The 14974-nt window shown below is 74.8% G+C and carries 12 protein-coding genes; 2 read left to right on the plus strand and 10 right to left on the minus strand.

Annotated features, from left to right (window positions below):
• Positions 1-2 precede the first annotated feature (2 nt).
• The 6 genes from ACZ7MY_RS22770 to ACZ7MY_RS22795 form a co-directional block, all read right to left on the minus strand.
• Positions 3-878 carry a branched-chain amino acid ABC transporter permease gene (locus tag ACZ7MY_RS22770; protein ID WP_499604147.1) on the minus strand — a complete coding sequence of 292 codons (876 nt, stop codon included), beginning with the start codon at positions 876-878 and terminating at the stop codon, positions 3-5.
• Position 879: 1 nt separating this feature from the next.
• Positions 880-1596 carry an ABC transporter ATP-binding protein gene (locus ACZ7MY_RS22775; RefSeq protein ID WP_499604149.1) on the minus strand — a complete coding sequence of 239 codons (717 nt, stop codon included), beginning with the start codon at positions 1594-1596 and terminating at the stop codon, positions 880-882.
• Positions 1589-2425, minus strand: coding sequence for an ABC transporter ATP-binding protein (locus ACZ7MY_RS22780; RefSeq protein WP_499604151.1), 837 nt, complete (start codon positions 2423-2425; stop codon positions 1589-1591). Before ACZ7MY_RS22780 ends, ACZ7MY_RS22775 begins: the two co-directional genes overlap by 8 nt.
• A 228-nt stretch (positions 2426-2653) precedes the next feature.
• Positions 2654-3184 carry a hypothetical protein gene (locus ACZ7MY_RS22785; protein WP_499604153.1) on the minus strand — a complete coding sequence of 177 codons (531 nt, stop codon included), beginning with the start codon at positions 3182-3184 and terminating at the stop codon, positions 2654-2656.
• A gap of 946 nt (positions 3185-4130) precedes the next feature.
• Complete coding sequence (locus ACZ7MY_RS22790; RefSeq protein ID WP_499604155.1) at positions 4131-6623, minus strand: SpoIIE family protein phosphatase; 2493 nt, start codon at positions 6621-6623, stop codon at positions 4131-4133.
• A gap of 191 nt (positions 6624-6814) precedes the next feature.
• Complete coding sequence (locus ACZ7MY_RS22795) at positions 6815-7840, minus strand: polysaccharide deacetylase family protein (RefSeq protein ID WP_499604157.1); 1026 nt, start codon at positions 7838-7840, stop codon at positions 6815-6817.
• Positions 7841-8039: 199 nt separating this feature from the next.
• On the opposite strand from ACZ7MY_RS22795, the gene ACZ7MY_RS22800 reads away from it, so the two are divergent.
• Both ACZ7MY_RS22800 and lpdA read left to right on the plus strand, forming a co-directional pair.
• Complete coding sequence (locus tag ACZ7MY_RS22800; RefSeq protein ID WP_499604158.1) at positions 8040-8744, plus strand: glycoside hydrolase family 75 protein; 705 nt, start codon at positions 8040-8042, stop codon at positions 8742-8744.
• A 154-nt stretch (positions 8745-8898) separates the two neighbouring features.
• Positions 8899-10299: a dihydrolipoyl dehydrogenase gene (gene lpdA, locus ACZ7MY_RS22805; protein WP_499604160.1), complete on the plus strand. Its 1401-nt coding sequence runs from the start codon at positions 8899-8901 to the stop codon at positions 10297-10299.
• 650 nt (positions 10300-10949) lie between these two features.
• Here lpdA and ACZ7MY_RS22810 read toward each other — a convergent pair.
• The 4 genes from ACZ7MY_RS22810 to ACZ7MY_RS22825 are packed head-to-tail and all read right to left on the minus strand — an operon-like array spanning position 10950 to position 14970.
• Positions 10950-11582 carry an SRPBCC family protein gene (locus ACZ7MY_RS22810; RefSeq protein ID WP_499604162.1) on the minus strand — a complete coding sequence of 211 codons (633 nt, stop codon included), beginning with the start codon at positions 11580-11582 and terminating at the stop codon, positions 10950-10952.
• A gap of 13 nt (positions 11583-11595) precedes the next feature.
• On the minus strand, positions 11596-12708 hold the full coding sequence (locus ACZ7MY_RS22815) for an XdhC family protein (protein ID WP_499604164.1): 1113 nt from the start codon (positions 12706-12708) through the stop codon (positions 11596-11598).
• Entirely contained in the window at positions 12701-13831 is a 1131-nt protein-coding gene (locus tag ACZ7MY_RS22820; protein WP_499604166.1) for a vWA domain-containing protein, read from the minus strand. The genes ACZ7MY_RS22815 and ACZ7MY_RS22820 overlap by 8 nt, the downstream gene beginning before the upstream one ends.
• A 5-nt stretch (positions 13832-13836) precedes the next feature.
• The gene (locus tag ACZ7MY_RS22825; RefSeq protein WP_499604167.1) at positions 13837-14970 is read right to left on the minus strand and encodes an AAA family ATPase; all 1134 of its coding nucleotides are present in this window, start codon (positions 14968-14970) and stop codon (positions 13837-13839) included.
• Positions 14971-14974 lie beyond the last annotated feature (4 nt).

Genomic DNA, 14974 nt, shown 5'->3' on the forward strand with positions numbered 1-14974 from the left:
CCTCACACCCGTCGCACGGAGGTGCCCGAGAACAGGCCGTTGGGCCTGATCATCAGCACCGTCATCAGCACCGCCAGCGCGCCCAGCAGCGCGACCTCCGACCCCAGGTACCCGGAGACGTAGGAGAGGGTGAGCCCGACCACGAGCCCGCCGACCACCGCACCGGGCGGGCTGTCCAGCCCCCCGACGACCGCGGCGGCGAAGCCGAACACCAGCACCGCGTCGAACTGGTTGGGACCGACGAAGGTCGCCGGCGCCACCAGCACCCCGGCGAGCGCCCCGACCGCCCCCGCCAGCGCCCAGCCCAGCGTGAGCACCCGCCCGACCCGCACCCCGAACATCCGGGCCACCTCGGGGGAGAACGCCGCCGCCCGCATCCGCAGCCCCACCGGGGTGACCCGGAAGAGCAGCACGAGCAGCGCCATCACCACCAGCACGGCACCGATGACGAACAGGTCCGACGGCGACAGCAGCAGCCGGGCGTCGCCCACCGTGAAGCCCTTGATGCCCAGCAGCGGCGGGAAGGAGCGCGGCGAGCCGCCCCACACCATCCCGGCCACCGCCTGCAGGAACAGCAGCAGCCCGAGGGTGACGATCACCGCGTTCATCGGCGGCCCGTTCTCCACCGGGCGGACCAGCACCCGTTCCACGACCGCCCCCAGGACGAAGCCGGAGGCGAGGGCGGCCAGCAGCCCCAGCCAGTACGAACCGGTCGCGTGGATCACGCCGAGGGCGATGAAGCTGGTGACCATCAGCATCCCGCCCTGGGCGAAGTTGACGATCCGGGTCGCCCGCCAGATGAGCACCAGGGCCAGCGCGACCGCCGCATAGACGATGCCGCTGGTCACCCCGCCCAGTGTCAGATTGATGAAGTACATGTCAGAACCCCAGGTAGGCGTGGCGGAGGTCGTCCGCGGTGGCGAGGCGCGCGGCCGCGTCGGCCGCGACCACCCGCCCCAGGTTCAGCACGACGCCCTGGTCCGCGACGGACAGGGCGCTGCGCGCGTTCTGCTCCACCAGGAGCACGGTGAGCCCCTGCCGCTCCCGCAGGTCCCGCAGGACGGCGAGGATCTGCGCGGTGATCCGGGGGGCGAGCCCCAGCGACGGTTCGTCGAGCAGCAGCAGCCGCGGCCGGGTCATCAGCGCCCTGCCGATGGCCAGCATCTGCCGCTCCCCGCCGGAGAGCGTCTCCGCGAGCCGTGCGCGCCGCTCGGCCAGCGCGGGGAACAGGGCGTACACCTCCTCCAGGCCGGCCGACTGCAGCGCCCTGCGCTCGCGCCGGTCCCGCCACAGGACTCCCAGCCGCAGGTTGTCGTGGACGGTCAGCTCGGTGATGACCCCGCGGCCCTCCGGCACGTGGGCCAGCCCCAGCCGGACGACCTCCTCGACGGGCAGCCCGGCGATGTCGGTGCCGTCGAGCAGGACGCTGCCGGAACGGGGCCGCACGAGCCCGTTGACGGTGCGCAGCAGCGTGGTCTTGCCGGCGCCGTTGGCGCCGAGCACGGCCGTGATGCTGCCCCGCTCGACGGTGAGGGACACCTCGTCCAGGGCCCGCACCATGCCGTAGGTGACGAGGAGTTCGCGGACCTCAAGCACGGGACGACCCCTCTCGTGTCCCGGGCGCCGCCGGCGTCGTGGTGCCGCCCGGTGCCGGTGTCCCCGCGGTGACCTCGTCGCCGAGGTACGCCTCGGTCACCAGCGGGTCGTCGCGCACCTCGTCCGGGGTGCCGTAGGCGATCGCCTTGCCGAAGTCGAGGACGAGGACCCGGTCGCAGACCCGCATGACCAGGTCCATGTGGTGCTCGACGAGGACGACCGCCATCCGTTCGCGCAGTCCGGAGATGACCTCGCCGAGCTCGCGCATGCCCTCCTCGGACAGTCCCGAGGCGGGTTCGTCGAGCAGCAGCAGGCGCGGCTCGCCGACCAGCGCCCGGGCGAGCGCGACCTGCTTCTGCACCCCGTAGGGGAGTTCGCCGGGGAGCCGGCCGGCGGCGTCCTCCGCGCCGAGCTCCCGCAGGACGGCCAGCGAGCGGTGGCGCAGCAGCCGCTCGTCGCGGTCCGAACGGGGCAGGCCCAGCAGCGCGGAGGCGAAGCCCGCCCGCGCGTGCCGGGTCGCCCCGACCATGACGTTCTCCAGCACGGTGAGCCGGGGGAAGAGCCCCAGGCCCTGCAGGGTCCTGGCGATGCCGAGCCGGGCCAGCTGGTGCGGTCGGGGCCAGGGCAGCGGCCGGTCCTGCCAGTGCAGCGTCCCGGCGGCCGGGCGCACGAAGCCGCACACGGCGTTGAACAGGGTCGTCTTTCCGGCCCCGTTGGGGCCGATGACGCCGAGCACTTCGCCCGGCCGGACCGACAGGGACACCGCATCGAGTGCGGACAGGCCTCCGAAGGAGACCTCGAGTCCGTCGATGCGCAGGAGGCTTTCCACCAGTCACCCTTCCTTGGGAGTTCGGCGGGGTGGTACGGGACGAGAGGGGCGGGGTCGGGGATCGGGATCGGGGTCGGATCGTGCGGGCCGCCCGGTGCTCCGGCGGCTCGGTGGCCTGCCCTTCGGGAGGGCTCCTCCCAGCCCGACCGAATCAGAATCGGATTCGGTTCCGACTGAGGGTGACCCCTGTCCGAAGCGCTGACAAGCCCCCGGTGACGGGGAGTCCGGCTAGCCGGCGCCCGCGAGCAGCCGTGCCTCGCCGGCCTCGTAGAGCCGTCGGCTCTCGGCGGCCGTTCCGTCGCGGCGCCGCCGGTCCCAGCGGCTGCCGAGCCGGCCGGCGAGGAAGCCGAAGGGGATGGACACCAACCCGGCGGTCTGCAGCGGGAACCAGTGGAAGTCACGGCCGGGGAAGAGCGCCGTGGGACCGCCGGACACCGCCGTCGAGAACACCGTCAGCAGCAGGACGCACGCCGTTCCCCCGTAGAGCGCGGCCGGCAGGCCGGTACGGCCGAAACCCCGCCAGAACAACGCGTACGTGAGGGCCGGTGCCACCGCCGCCGCGCCGACCCCCACGGCCGCCCACCGGGCCACCGCCGGCTCCGTGCGCGGGCCGGCACGCCCGTCGCGCATCGCGTGCCCGAACAGGTCGTGCGCCAGGGACGACGCGGCGGCCAGGGTCAGCCCCGACACGGAGGACAGCAGCGTCTCGCCGGGTGGCGGTGGTTGCCGGTGGTGCCAGGTGTCGCCGTGGTACGTCATCGCGCGGTCTCCAAGCGGCTTGCGTGGCGAGGGGTGTGCGGGCGCGGTGGGGGACGGGCAGGTTCGGCCGGTACGCCCCGGGGCGTCGGTGCCCCGGAGTGGCCGCACGATACCGACTGGTCGGCATGTCGGGAAGAGGTGCTGCAGGTCACGGTTGGAGCACCGCGTGCCCGGGCGCCGGACGGGGCCCGCCCAGGCCCCGGTCCTGCCCCCGATCGGGGCCCGACTCCCGCATTTCCGCAGCGGTTTCCCGGGACCGGGAGGTACTCGAGACAGGGATGCGGAACCGGCACGTCCAGGCCGTCCGACCCGCCCCCGGACCAGGGCGACTACCGGACGCCGAGACCGGGCCGGCCCCGCGCGGGGCCGGCCCGGTGAACCGCGTCCCGGTCCGGGGACGCCTCCGTGGACTCGCGCGGACCGACCGGTAGGGGTGCCATGCGGCGGGGGCGCAGCCACCCGGCCGGGCGCCGGGTACGCCGAGCCCGGGCCCGGCCGCGCTGAGGGCAACTGCCCTGTGCTGAACGCGGTTTGTAGCCGCACGCGTGCGGGGGCGGCTCGCGGCGGGACGGCACGGCCCGGGCCCGGGGTCGCGTCCGTGACAGCCGGACCGGCCCAACCGCCATGCGCCTCGGTCGAGATCCAGGTCCCGGCTGTCGCGGGCAGCGCCGATCGCGGACGGGAGCCGCGCGGACCGGTGGGCGCACCTTGCGGCGGCGAGGCGGCCACCCGGCCGGGGCGGTTTCGCCGGGGGTGGCTCCCGCCCGGTACCCCGGGGGGCCGGAGTCACGCCCCCGTCGGCTTCAGGGGCTCGACCTCGCGGGAGCTGCCTCGCGGCGGCGCAACCGCCGTCCGCGGGCCCGCGCGGACGGTCGGAGGGGGCCTTGGCGCGGGTCCTCGGGCGGGCGGCGACTCCGCGTCAACCACCGCGGGGCGGAAGGCCGCGTCAGCCGGTCGTCTCGGGGTGCGGGGGGTGGACGGGGACCTCGCACCACACCTGCTTGCCGCCGCTGAGCGGCATCGTGCCCCAGGCGGCGGACATGGCCTCGACGAGGAGGATGCCGCGGCCGCCGGTGTCGTGCCAGTTGATGATCGCCGGCTTGACCGGCGTCCGCGGGGAGGCGTCGCCGACCGCGATCCGCAGCCGGTCGCCGGTGAGCGTGAGGTCCAGCCGGACCTGGCCCTCGGTGTGCACCAGGGCGTTGGTGACCAGCTCCGAGACGACCAGCAGCACCGTGTCGGCCGCCTCGCCGAGCCCCCAGGCGCGCAGGGTGCGGGCGGTGAAGCGCCGGGCGTGCGAGGCGGCGTCGGGGAGCCGCCACACCGTCCAGCTCTCGCGCACGGGCTTGACGGCCATGCCGTCGTAGCGCATGAGCAGCAGCGCCACGTCGTCGCTGCGGCTCGCGCCGCTCAGCAGCGCGTCGGCCATGCGGCCCAGATGCGAGGGGTCGGCCTCGGACAGCTCGCGCGACATGCGCGAGATGCCCTCGTCCATGGGGAGTTCGGCGGACTCCACCAGGCCGTCCGTGGTCAGCGCGAGGACGGTGCCGTTCTGCAGCCGCAGCGGGATCAGCGGGAAGTCCGCGTCGTCGACGACGCCCAGCGGGGGCCCGCCGTCGCCCTCCACGATCCGCGTGCCGCCGTCCGGCAGCCGCAGCACCGGCGGCAGGTGCCCGGCACGCACGCACCAGGCGGTGCCCTCCTCCATGTCGATGCTGACGTAGCAGCAGGTCGCGAAGAGGTCGGTCTCCATGCCCACGAGCAGGCGGTTGGCGTGCGACACGACGACGTCGGGTGAGTGGCCCTCCACGGCGTAGGCGCGGATCGCGGTCCGCATCTGGCCCATGAGCGTGGCCGCACCGGCGTTGTGGCCCTGGACGTCGCCGATGACCAGGGCGACGTGGTGGTCGTGCAGGGGTATGACGTCGTACCAGTCGCCGCCGACCTCGAGGCCGCCGGTCGTCGGCAGGTAGCGGGCGACCGCGACGCCGCCCGGCAGCACCGGCAGCCGGCGCGGCAGCAGGGTGCGCTGGAGGGTGCCGACCAGCTCGTGCTCGGCGTCGAACGCCCTTACGCGGACCAGCGCCTGGCCGACCAGGCCGGCCGCGGCGGTCAGCACGGCACGTTCGTCCGCGCCGAACTCGTGCGGCTGGTCCCAGCCGATGAGGCAGCACCCGACGACCCGTCCGGCCGCGGGCAGCGGCAGCACCGCGAGGCCGCCGGGGCCGACCCCGGCCAGCGTCGACTCCAGCGGTGCCCCGGCCGGCCAGAAGCCCACCCGGCCCTCGCGCAGCGCGGTCGCCAGCGTGGGCATGGCCCGGGTCGGCGCGTCCGGCCACTCGGAACGCCATTCGGTGCGCCACACCTCGGGCCAGGCCGAGGGGTCCGCCGGGTCGAGGACGGTCACCACCAGCCGGTCGTTCTCCAGCTCGGCGAGCGCGATCCGGTCGGCGTTCAGCGGGCGGCGCAGCGACGTCACCACCACCGTGCTGACGTCGCGCACGGTCGAGGCGTTGGCCAGGTCGGCGGCGAGCTGCTGCACCCGGCCGACGTCGTTGACCCCGGCCCGCATCCGCGAGGCGTCGCCGACCGTGCCGAGCAGCCGCACGGGGCGGCCGTCGGGGGCGAACAGGACCCGCCCGCGCAGCCGCAGCCAGACCAGTTCCCCGGAGGGCCGGCGGATGCGGAACTCCAGCTCGCGGTCGCCGGTGGCCATGTGCCCGGCCTCGACCACCGACATCAGCGCGGGGAGGTCCTCGGGCACCGTCTGCGCGAGCAGGGTCTCCACCCGGCCGTCGAACCCCGCGGGTTCCAGGCCGAAGAGGGCGAGCACGTCGTCGCCGACGTTGATCCAGCCCGTGTCCATGTCGAGGGTGAAGCCGGTGCCGCGCGACTCCGCCCCGGCCACCGGATCGGTGTCCGCGCACGCGTCGCCGGGGGTGGGGCCGGGATGGCCGATCGCGGTGGCGAACAGTTCGAGGTCCTGCCGGTGCTCGGCGTCGAAGCCGCCGGGCCGGTCCGTGACCGCCACCAGGCAGCCGACGCTCACGTGGTCCGCCCGCAGCGGCAGGGCGGTCAGCGAGACCTCCAGCGGTTCCGGGGTCCCGTTGCCCACCAGCCTGGCGACCTCCGCGGGTCCCGCCGTCACCACGCGGTCCTGGCGCACGGCGACGGCCATGGGGGAAGCGCCGTCCGTCGCGTAGCTCTGGCGCAGCCCGTGCAGGGCGCGCGGTACCCCGGCCGAGGCGACCAGGCACAACTCGCCGCCCGTCTCCGAGGGTGCGTACACCGCGACATGGGTCGCACCGGTGAAGACCAGTGCCTGTTCGATGACGGCTCGCAGGCGGGCGGAACGGCCAAGGTCGGATCGGAGCGTCTTGAGCGCGAGCTCGGCGGACAGCGCCCGTACTCTGCGTCCTTTCGCGCCGTCGCTGACCACGTGGTCATTACACCGCCTCCGGGGCCCCGGCGCAGCCCGTGTGCGGGGAATCGTCACGCGGCGTGAGAGGAACGGGGGCCGGGCCCTCCGTCCGCGGTGCGACGGGCACGCGGGCGCCAAGATCCGGCGCCCTCCCGCGCCGGACGGGACCGTGGCGGACGGGCCCGCGCGCAGGGGTCAGCGCGCAGGGGTCAGCGCTGGGGGAAGGTGTACGTGTAGCCGGCCGCGTCGAGGCGGTCGAGCAGCGTCTCCAGCGCCTGCACGGTCTGGCTGCGGTCGCCGCCGCCGTCGTGCATGAGCACGATGGCGCCCGGCTTCAGCTCGCGGTTCACGGTCGCGAGGATGGCGTCCGCGCCGGGACGGCGCCAGTCGTCGGAGTCGACGGTCCAGCCGAGCGGACGCAGCCCGTGACCGGCGGCGATGGCGCGGATCGCGGGGGAGAAGTCGCCGCCGGGGGCGCGGTAGTACCACAGCGGGGTGTCGCCGGAGCCGGCCGCGCGGGATATCTCGTCCCGGGCGTCGAGTATCTCGTGGCGGTTGTACTCCTCCGACTTGCCGCTCTGCGCCTCGTCGTGGTGGACGGAGTGGTCGCACAGCCGGTGGCCCGCGGCGGCAATGCGCCGGACCAGGTCGGGGTGGGCCCGGGCGTTGGGGCCTATCTCGCAGAAGGTGGCCTTGGCGTGGTGCCGGGCGAGGACGTCGAGGACCTCCGGGGTCCACACCGGGTCCGGGCCGTCGTCGAAGGTGAGCGCCACCGACCTGCCGGGTGCCTCCACGCCGTGCTGGATCGAGGCCGCGGTCACCGTCGTGCCACGGGCGGGGGCCTGGACGGCGGTCCCGTGGGCCCCCGTGCCGTGGGGGGCCTGCGCGCCGTGGCCGGGTGCCTGCGGCCGGCCGGTCCCCGGCGCGGTGGTGCCGTGGTGCGCGGTGCCGTGGTGCCCAGTGCCGTGGTGCCCGGTGCCCGCCGGGGTACGGGCCGCACCCGGTGCATCGGACGGGGTGCCGGACGCCGCACCGGGCGTCGTGGAGGGCTCGGCGGGGGCGGAGGAGGGCGCGGCGGGGGCGGCGGGGGCGGAGGCACGGGCGGAGGGCACGGAGGCGGTGGCACCGGCGCTGCTCATCATGTGCTCCGTGCCGCAGGCGGCGAGCGCGGCTCCGGCGAGCGTCGCCGCCGCGGCCGCTCCGAGGGCTCGGGTCGCGCGGGTCGTCAGTGCCACGGTGGTACCTCCTGGGGCCGGCTGCCGGCATGCCGGGCATGCGGATCAGCCCTCCACCGTAGGGGGCGCGCGGCGGCGCGCCCCCGGTCTTTCGGTCATCTTCGGGTCCTTCGTCGGCGGGACCTTGGTCCTATTGGCATGCGCGCGACAAGGTGTCAGGCTACGGGACAGGAAAGTTTCCTAACGGAAGGACTTCATCGTGCGCAAGCGCCTCGCACTCGCCACCGCCGGTGCCGGAGCCACCCTGCTGGCCGCCCTCCTCACCCCCGCCGCCGGCGCCGCCGGGACGGCCGGGTCCGCGCCCCGCAGCCCCCAGGAGGGCTCCGTCACCGCCGCCCAGTTACTCGCCAAGGTGAACGGCTGCACCCAGATCTCCCACAGCAGGTACCGCACCGACGAGGAGACCTCCGCCACCGTCCCGGTCTGCGGCGCGAACGGCGCCGTCTTCTGGAAGGCCGACATGGACATCGACTGCGACGGCCAGGTCACCGCCCGCTGCAACTGGGACACCGACCCCTGGTTCCAGGACGACACGGCCTTCCACCAGTCGGACGGCCGCCCGCTCAACGCCGAGACGCTCCCCTACGTCGTCGTCCCCAGCCCCAGCGGCACCTGGGACTACCGCGGCGCCGGCATCAAGGGCGGCGGCGTCGTCGCCGTCGTGTACGGCGGCAAGGTCGAGTACGCCGTCGTCGGCGACACCGGCCCCACCGCGATCATCGGCGAGGCCTCCTACGCCACCGCGCAGGCCCTCGGCATCGACCCCGACCCGGAGACCGGCGGGGCCGAGTCCGGCGTGACGTACATCGTCTTCAAGAACTCCTCCGTCGCGCCGATCGAGAGCCACGCCCAGGCGGTCTCCCTCGGCGACACGCTCGCCCGCCGGTTCCTCGCGGACAACTGACCCGCCGTCGGCGCCGACGTACGCCGGGCGGCCGATGCGACGCGGCGGACGCCCCCTCCGTGTTGCGCGGCCGCCCCCGGCACGTGATCGTGGGCCGAGGGACACTCCGGCCCGCTCGGGCTTCCGCACCGTGGTCCACCCAGGGGGTCGCCGCATGAGCACACACGTTGACGTCGTCGTCCTGGGCGCGGGACCCGGCGGTTACGTCGCCGCCATCAGGGCCGCCCAGCTGGGGCTGCGCACGGCGATCGTCGAGGAGCGCTACTGGGGCGGGGTCTGCCTCAACGTCGGGTGCATCCCCTCAAAGGCCCTGCTGCGCAACGCGGAACTGGCACACATCTTCACCAAGGAGGCCAAGACCTTCGGCATCCGGGTGAACGGCGAGCTCAGCTTCGACTACCGCGAGGCCTTCGCGCGCAGCCGCAAGGTCGCCGACGGCCGCGTCAGGGGCGTCCACTTCCTGATGAAGAAGAACGACATCACTAAGTTCGAGGGCCACGGCACCTTCACCGACGACCACACCCTGCACGTCGCGCTGGGCTCCGGCGGCAGCGAGACCCTCACCTTCGACCACTGCATCATCGCCACCGGCGCCACCACCCGGCTGCTCCCCGGCACCTCGCTCAGCGAGCGGGTCGTGACGTACGAGGAGCAGATCATGACGGACACCCTCCCGGGGAGCATCCTCATCGCGGGCGCCGGCGCGATCGGTGTGGAGTTCGCCTACGTCCTGCGCAACTACGGGGTGAAGGTGACCCTCGTGGAGTTCCTGGACCGGATCGTGCCGCTGGAGGACGAGGAGGTGTCGGCCGAACTCTCCCGTCAGTACCGCAAGCTCGGCATCGACGTGCTCACCTCGACCCGGGTGGAGGCGATCAACGACGCGGGCGACTCGGTGAAGGTCATGGTGACCACCGGCGGCCAGCGGCAGACGCTCGAGGCCGACAAGGTGCTCCAGGCGATCGGCTTCCAGCCGCGGATCTCCGGCTACGGCCTGGAACAGACGGGCGTCCGGCTCACCGAGCGCGGCGCCATCGACGTCGACGAGTTCTGCCGCACCAGCGTTCCGCACATCTACGCTATCGGCGACGTCACCGCGAAGCTGATGCTCGCGCACGCCGCCGAGGCCATGGGCGTGGTCGCCGCCGAGACCATCGCCGAGGCCGAGACGATGGCGCTCGAGTACGTGATGATCCCGCGCGTCACCTTCTGCCAGCCGCAGATCGCCAGCTTCGGGTGGACGGAGGCGCAGGTCCGCGAGCGCGGGCTCGACGTGCGGGTGGCCAAGTTCCCCTTCACCGCCAACGGCAAGGCGCACGGCCTCGGTGACGCGAGCGGTTTCGTGAAGCTCATCAGCGACGCGAAGTACGGCGAGATCCTGGGCGGCCACCTGATCGGCCCCGAGGTCACCGAGCTGCTGCCGGAACTGACGCTGGCCCAGAAGTGGGACCTCACCGCGGCCGAACTGGCCCGCAACGTCCACGGTCATCCGACGCTCAGCGAGGCCGTGCAGGAGGCGGTCCACGGGCTGGCCGGCCACATGATCAACTTCTGAGGCCGCGGGCGGCGTCCCGACGTGGATGCCGGTGCCGGTGCCGGTGCCGGTGTTTCGGCTGTCGCGCCGTCTCGCGCCCTGCGGGCGCAAAGATGCCGGCTGCGGAGGGGAGGGTGGGGGTCCGGGGCTTGTCGGCAGTGTGCGGCCCGGTGGTCGGCTGGGGTTCAGGCGCCGGAGCGGGTTGCCTTTCCGCTGGCCTGGGGTCTCGTTGCCGTCCGCGGGTATAGACGGCCGCTTCCACGCCTACTGCCGGTGGTGGGCGCGCCCGCCCTTACCTGCGTCTGCGGGTATTTCGGGGTGCTGCCGTGGGGTCGGCGGGAGATCGGGCCCGCTTTCAGCGTCATGGACGTCGGAACAGAGCCCGATCTCGGATCGGGGAAGCAGCCGCAGACGCCGGTTACGGCGGGCGCGCCACCCACCAAGGGTGGGCGTGGTCACCGGTCATCTATACCCGCTGACGGCAACGAGACCGGTACCAGATGAACAACCGACCCCGCTCCGGCGCCTGAACCCCGGCCGCCCACCGGCCCCCACACTGCAGACCAGCCCCGAACCCCGACCCTCCCACCCGCAGCCCGCATCTTTGCGCCCGCAGGGCGCGAGACGACGGGACAGCCGAACGATCACCCCACCCCCACCGCACCCCCCCGTCAGCGCCTGCGGCGTCGCAGGAGGACGACGACCGCCGCCGCGACGGCCGCAGCCGCCAGACCCGCCACCGCGGCGCGTCGGGCGACGGGGGCGCCGGCGATGCGGAGGAGGTCGAGGGGTTCGTCCTCGGGTCCGGCCGGCGTCGGGGGCGTGGTCTCCGCGGCGTCCTCGCCGACGGCGGCGGGCTGCGGGGCGGCGAGCCGGGAGGCGAGGCAGTCGGCGAACCGGCCGATGATCCGGTCGCCGACCTCGGCCATCACACCGCGGCCGAACTGCGCGGGCCGGCCCGTCACGGCGAGGTCGGTCGTGACCGAGACGACCGTCGCGCCGTCCTTCTCCGTCAGGGTGCCGGTCACCGTCGCCCGCGCCGTGCCCTGGCCGCGGACCTCCTTGCCGCGGGCGGCCAGCACGACGCGGTGCGCGGTCCCGTCCCGCTCCTCGAAGACCGCCGTGCCGCGGTACGTCACCGTCACCGGGCCGACCTTGACCCGCACCGTGCCCATGACGGTCTCGCCGTCGTACTCGTCCACCGTCGCGCCCGGCATGCACGGTGCGACGCGCTCGATGTCCAGCAGCGCCGGCCAGGCCTCCGCCACCGGGACGGGGACCGTGAACTCGTGGTGCAGTTCCATGATCTACTCCTCGTCACACCGGCCTGAGCACCGGAGGGTGGATCGCGCCGGCCGTACCCGACAGCGGGGTGCCGCTGCCGCCCCAGCGCAGCGCGATGATCTCGGCGGCGATCGACACCGCGACCTCCTCGGGGGTGCGCGCGCCCAGGTCCAGCCCGATCGGCGAGCGCAGCCGGGCGAGTTCGGCCGGTGCGAGCGTCGTGTCGCGCAGCCGCTTGAGCCGGTCGTCGTGCGTGCGCCGGCTGCCCATCACGCCGATGTACGCGGCCGGCCGGCGCAGCGCGACCTCCAGCAGTGGCACGTCGAACTTGGGGTCGTGGGTGAGGACGCACACCACCGTGCGGTCGTCGGTCTCCGTCCCGCCCAGGTAGCGGTGCGGCCAGTCGACGACGACCTCCACGCCCTCGGGGAAGCGCTTCGGGGTCGCGAACACCGGACGCGCGTCGCAGACGGTCACCCGGTAGCCCAGGAACAGCCCGATGCGCGCCACCGCCGCCGCGAAGTCGATGGCGCCGAACACCAGCATCCGCGGCGGCGGGGCGAAGGACTGCAGGAACACCGTCACGTCGTCCTCGCGCCGTTCGCCGTGGCGGCCGTAGTGGCGCTGCCCGGTGGCGCCCTGGGCCAGCTCGCCGCGGGAGTCGTCCGTGACCGCCGCGTCCAGGCCCTCCGAGCCGAGGGTGCCGGCGACCCGGTCCGGCCACACCGTGAGCGTCGCGCCGCGCGGGGCGGGACCGTCGAGCACCGTCGCGGTGACCACCGGGCGGTGCGCGGCGACGGAGGCCGCCACCTCGCCGAAGCCCGCGTCCGTGGCCGGGGAGACCGGACGGACCAGCAGGGTGATCTCGCCGCCGCAGGTCAGTCCCACCTCGAAGGCGTCGGCGTCGCTGTAGCCGAAGGTGTGCAGCCGGGCCTCGCCCGACGCGACGACCTCCTTGGCCAGTTCGAAGACCGCGCCTTCCACGCAGCCCCCGGAGACGCTGCCGACGACCTCGTCACCCGGTCCCACCGCCATGGCCGCGCCCGGCCCGCGCGGGGCGCTGCGGCTCACCGCCACCACCGTGGCGAGCCCGAACGGGGTTCCCGAGGCGTACCAGTCGTCCAGCGCAGGAAGGATCTCACGCACCGTCGGCTCCTCTCACCACGGCGGCCAGACGTTCCAGCGCGCCCAGACTGTGCCCCTCCACGAAGGCGTCGACGCTCGGCAGCGCCGCCGCCATCCCCGCTGCCAGCGGGGCGTACCCCGGTCTGGCCTTGCGCGGGTTGGCCCACACCACGCGGTGCGCCAGCCGTGCCAGCCGCCGCATCTGCGCGGCCAGCAGGGCGGGGTCGCCGCGCTCCCAGCCGTCCGACAGCAGCACGACCACCGCGCCGCGCGCTGTGCCCCGCGCGCCCCAGCGGTCGAGGAACGCCCGCAGCGTCTCCCCGAGCCGGGTGCCGCCGCTCCAGTCGGGCACCGCGGCCCCGACCGCGGCCAGCGCCGCGTCGGGGTCTCGGCGTCCCATCTCGCGGGTGACGCGGGTCAGCCGGGTGCCGAGGGTGAAGACCTCGGTGGGCGTGCGGCCGCGCGAACCGTGCGCGGCGGCGTGCGCGAACCGCAGCAGCGCGTCCGCGTACGGGGCCATCGACCCGCTGACGTCCAGCAGCAGCACCACCCGGCGCGGCTTGCGCGCCGGGGCCCGCCGCAGCAGGACGGCAGGCTCCCCGCCCCGGCGCAGCAACTCCCGTACGGTACGGCGCGGATCCACGCCACCGCGGCGTGCCGGGCGGCGCCGGGAGCTGCGGCGCGGCTCGCCGTCGAGGGCGAACACCGCCAGCAGCTGGTTCAGTTGGGCCCGCTCCGCCGTGGTCAGTACGGCGATGTCACGGTGCCGCAGCACCTCGGTCGCACTGGCGAGCGCGGTCGCGGTGGGTCCTTCACCGCCCTCCTCGGTGGTCCGCTCCCCGGGCTCGGCTCGCGGCACCGCGGGCGGGCGCACCGGGCGGACCGCCGGACGCACCCGGCGCGGCGGCCGTTCGCCGTCGAAGAAGGCCGCGAAGACCCGGTCGTAGCGCTCCAGGTCGTCCGGCCCGCCGCAGAGCGTGAGCCGCCCCGCCCAGTACACGTCGCGGCGCCGCCCCGGGTCGAGCCGGCCGAGCGCGGCAAGGAACGCGGCCACCCGGTCGGGGCCGGCCGGCACCCCTGCGGCCCGCAGGGCGCGGGCGAAGCCCACCACCCCCGCCGTGCCGTCCGCCGTGACCGTGCGCATCGTGCTCACCGCGCCCCGCCCGCCCGTGCGGCGAGGATCCCCGACAGGTCCAGCGAGCGCGCCCGCTGGGCGTCCTCGCGGTACTTGAGCACCGAGCCGAGGGTGGTCATCGCCAGGTCCGCGTCGAGTTCCGTCGCCCCCAGCGCGGCGAGCGCCTCCGCCCAGTCGATGGTCTCCGCCACCCCGGGCGGCCGCACCAGGTCCTGCTCGCGCAGGCACTGCACCACGGCCGTCACCTGCGCCGCGAGGCGTGCCGCCACATGCGGCTGCCTGCGCCGTACGATCGCCAGCTCCCGCTCGAAGCCGGGGTGTTCGAACCAGTGGTAGAGGCAGCGCCGCTTCAGGGCGTCGTGCACCTCGCGCGTCCGGTTGGACGTCAGCACCACCACGGGCGGCGACTGCGCCCGCAGGGTGCCCAGTTCGGGGACGGTGACGGAGTACTCCGACAGCAGTTCCAGCAGGAAGGCCTCGAACTCGTCGTCCGCGCGGTCGACCTCGTCGACCAGCAGCACCGAGGGGCTGGTCTCCAGGGCCCGCAGCAGTGGCCGTGCCAGCAGGAACCGCCGGCTGTAGAGCTCGCCCTCCAGCGTCTCCGGGTCGCTGACGCCCGCGGCCTCGGCCGCCCGCAGGTGCAGCAACTGCCGGGGGAAGTCCCAGTCGTACAGCGCCTGGGAGGCGTCGATGCCCTCGTAGCACTGCAGCCGGATCAGCGGCGCGCCGAGGGCTCCGGCGAGCGCGTGCGCCAGCGCCGTCTTGCCGACGCCCGCGTCGCCCTCGCAGAAGATCGGGCGGTGCAGCGTCAGCGCCAGGTAGCAGGCGACCGCGAGGCCGTCGTCGACCAGGTAGCCGGTCTCCTCCAGCCGGGCCCGGATCTCCTCGGGGCCGGAGATCGCCGGCACCGCCCCGACCGCCCCGTCGTCCCGGTCGGCGGCGGGGGCGGCACGGTACGGCGCGGAAGCCGGTCCGGTGGCAGCGGCGGCCGGTCCGCCGGCCGGTCCGGCGCCGGGGGCGGGAGCCGCGGTGCCGGGGCCGTGCGGACCCACCGCTCCGGCGCGTGCCGTCGCCAGGGGGAGCGGTCCGCAGGCGGGGCTCGCCGGGGTGGTCCACCCCGGCGGATTCCCGTGCGCCGGCCAGGTCATGCGC

Source organism: Streptomyces sp. NPDC111520, from assembly GCF_055635295.1.

Excerpts from the sequence above, each read along its gene's own strand:
- ACZ7MY_RS22810 (WP_499604162.1), bottom strand. The coding sequence starts at position 11,582 with ATGGAACTGCACCACGAGTTCACGGTCCCCGTCCCGGTGGCGGAGGCC.
- ACZ7MY_RS22820 (WP_499604166.1), bottom strand. The coding sequence starts at position 13,831 with ATGCGCACGGTCACGGCGGACGGCACGGCGGGGGTGGTGGGCTTCGCC.
- ACZ7MY_RS22785 (WP_499604153.1), bottom strand. The coding sequence starts at position 3,184 with ATGACGTACCACGGCGACACCTGGCACCACCGGCAACCACCGCCACCC.
- ACZ7MY_RS22825 (WP_499604167.1), bottom strand. The coding sequence starts at position 14,970 with ATGACCTGGCCGGCGCACGGGAATCCGCCGGGGTGGACCACCCCGGCG.
- ACZ7MY_RS22770 (WP_499604147.1), bottom strand. The coding sequence starts at position 878 with ATGTACTTCATCAATCTGACACTGGGCGGGGTGACCAGCGGCATCGTC.
- lpdA (WP_499604160.1), top strand. The coding sequence starts at position 8,899 with ATGAGCACACACGTTGACGTCGTCGTCCTGGGCGCGGGACCCGGCGGT.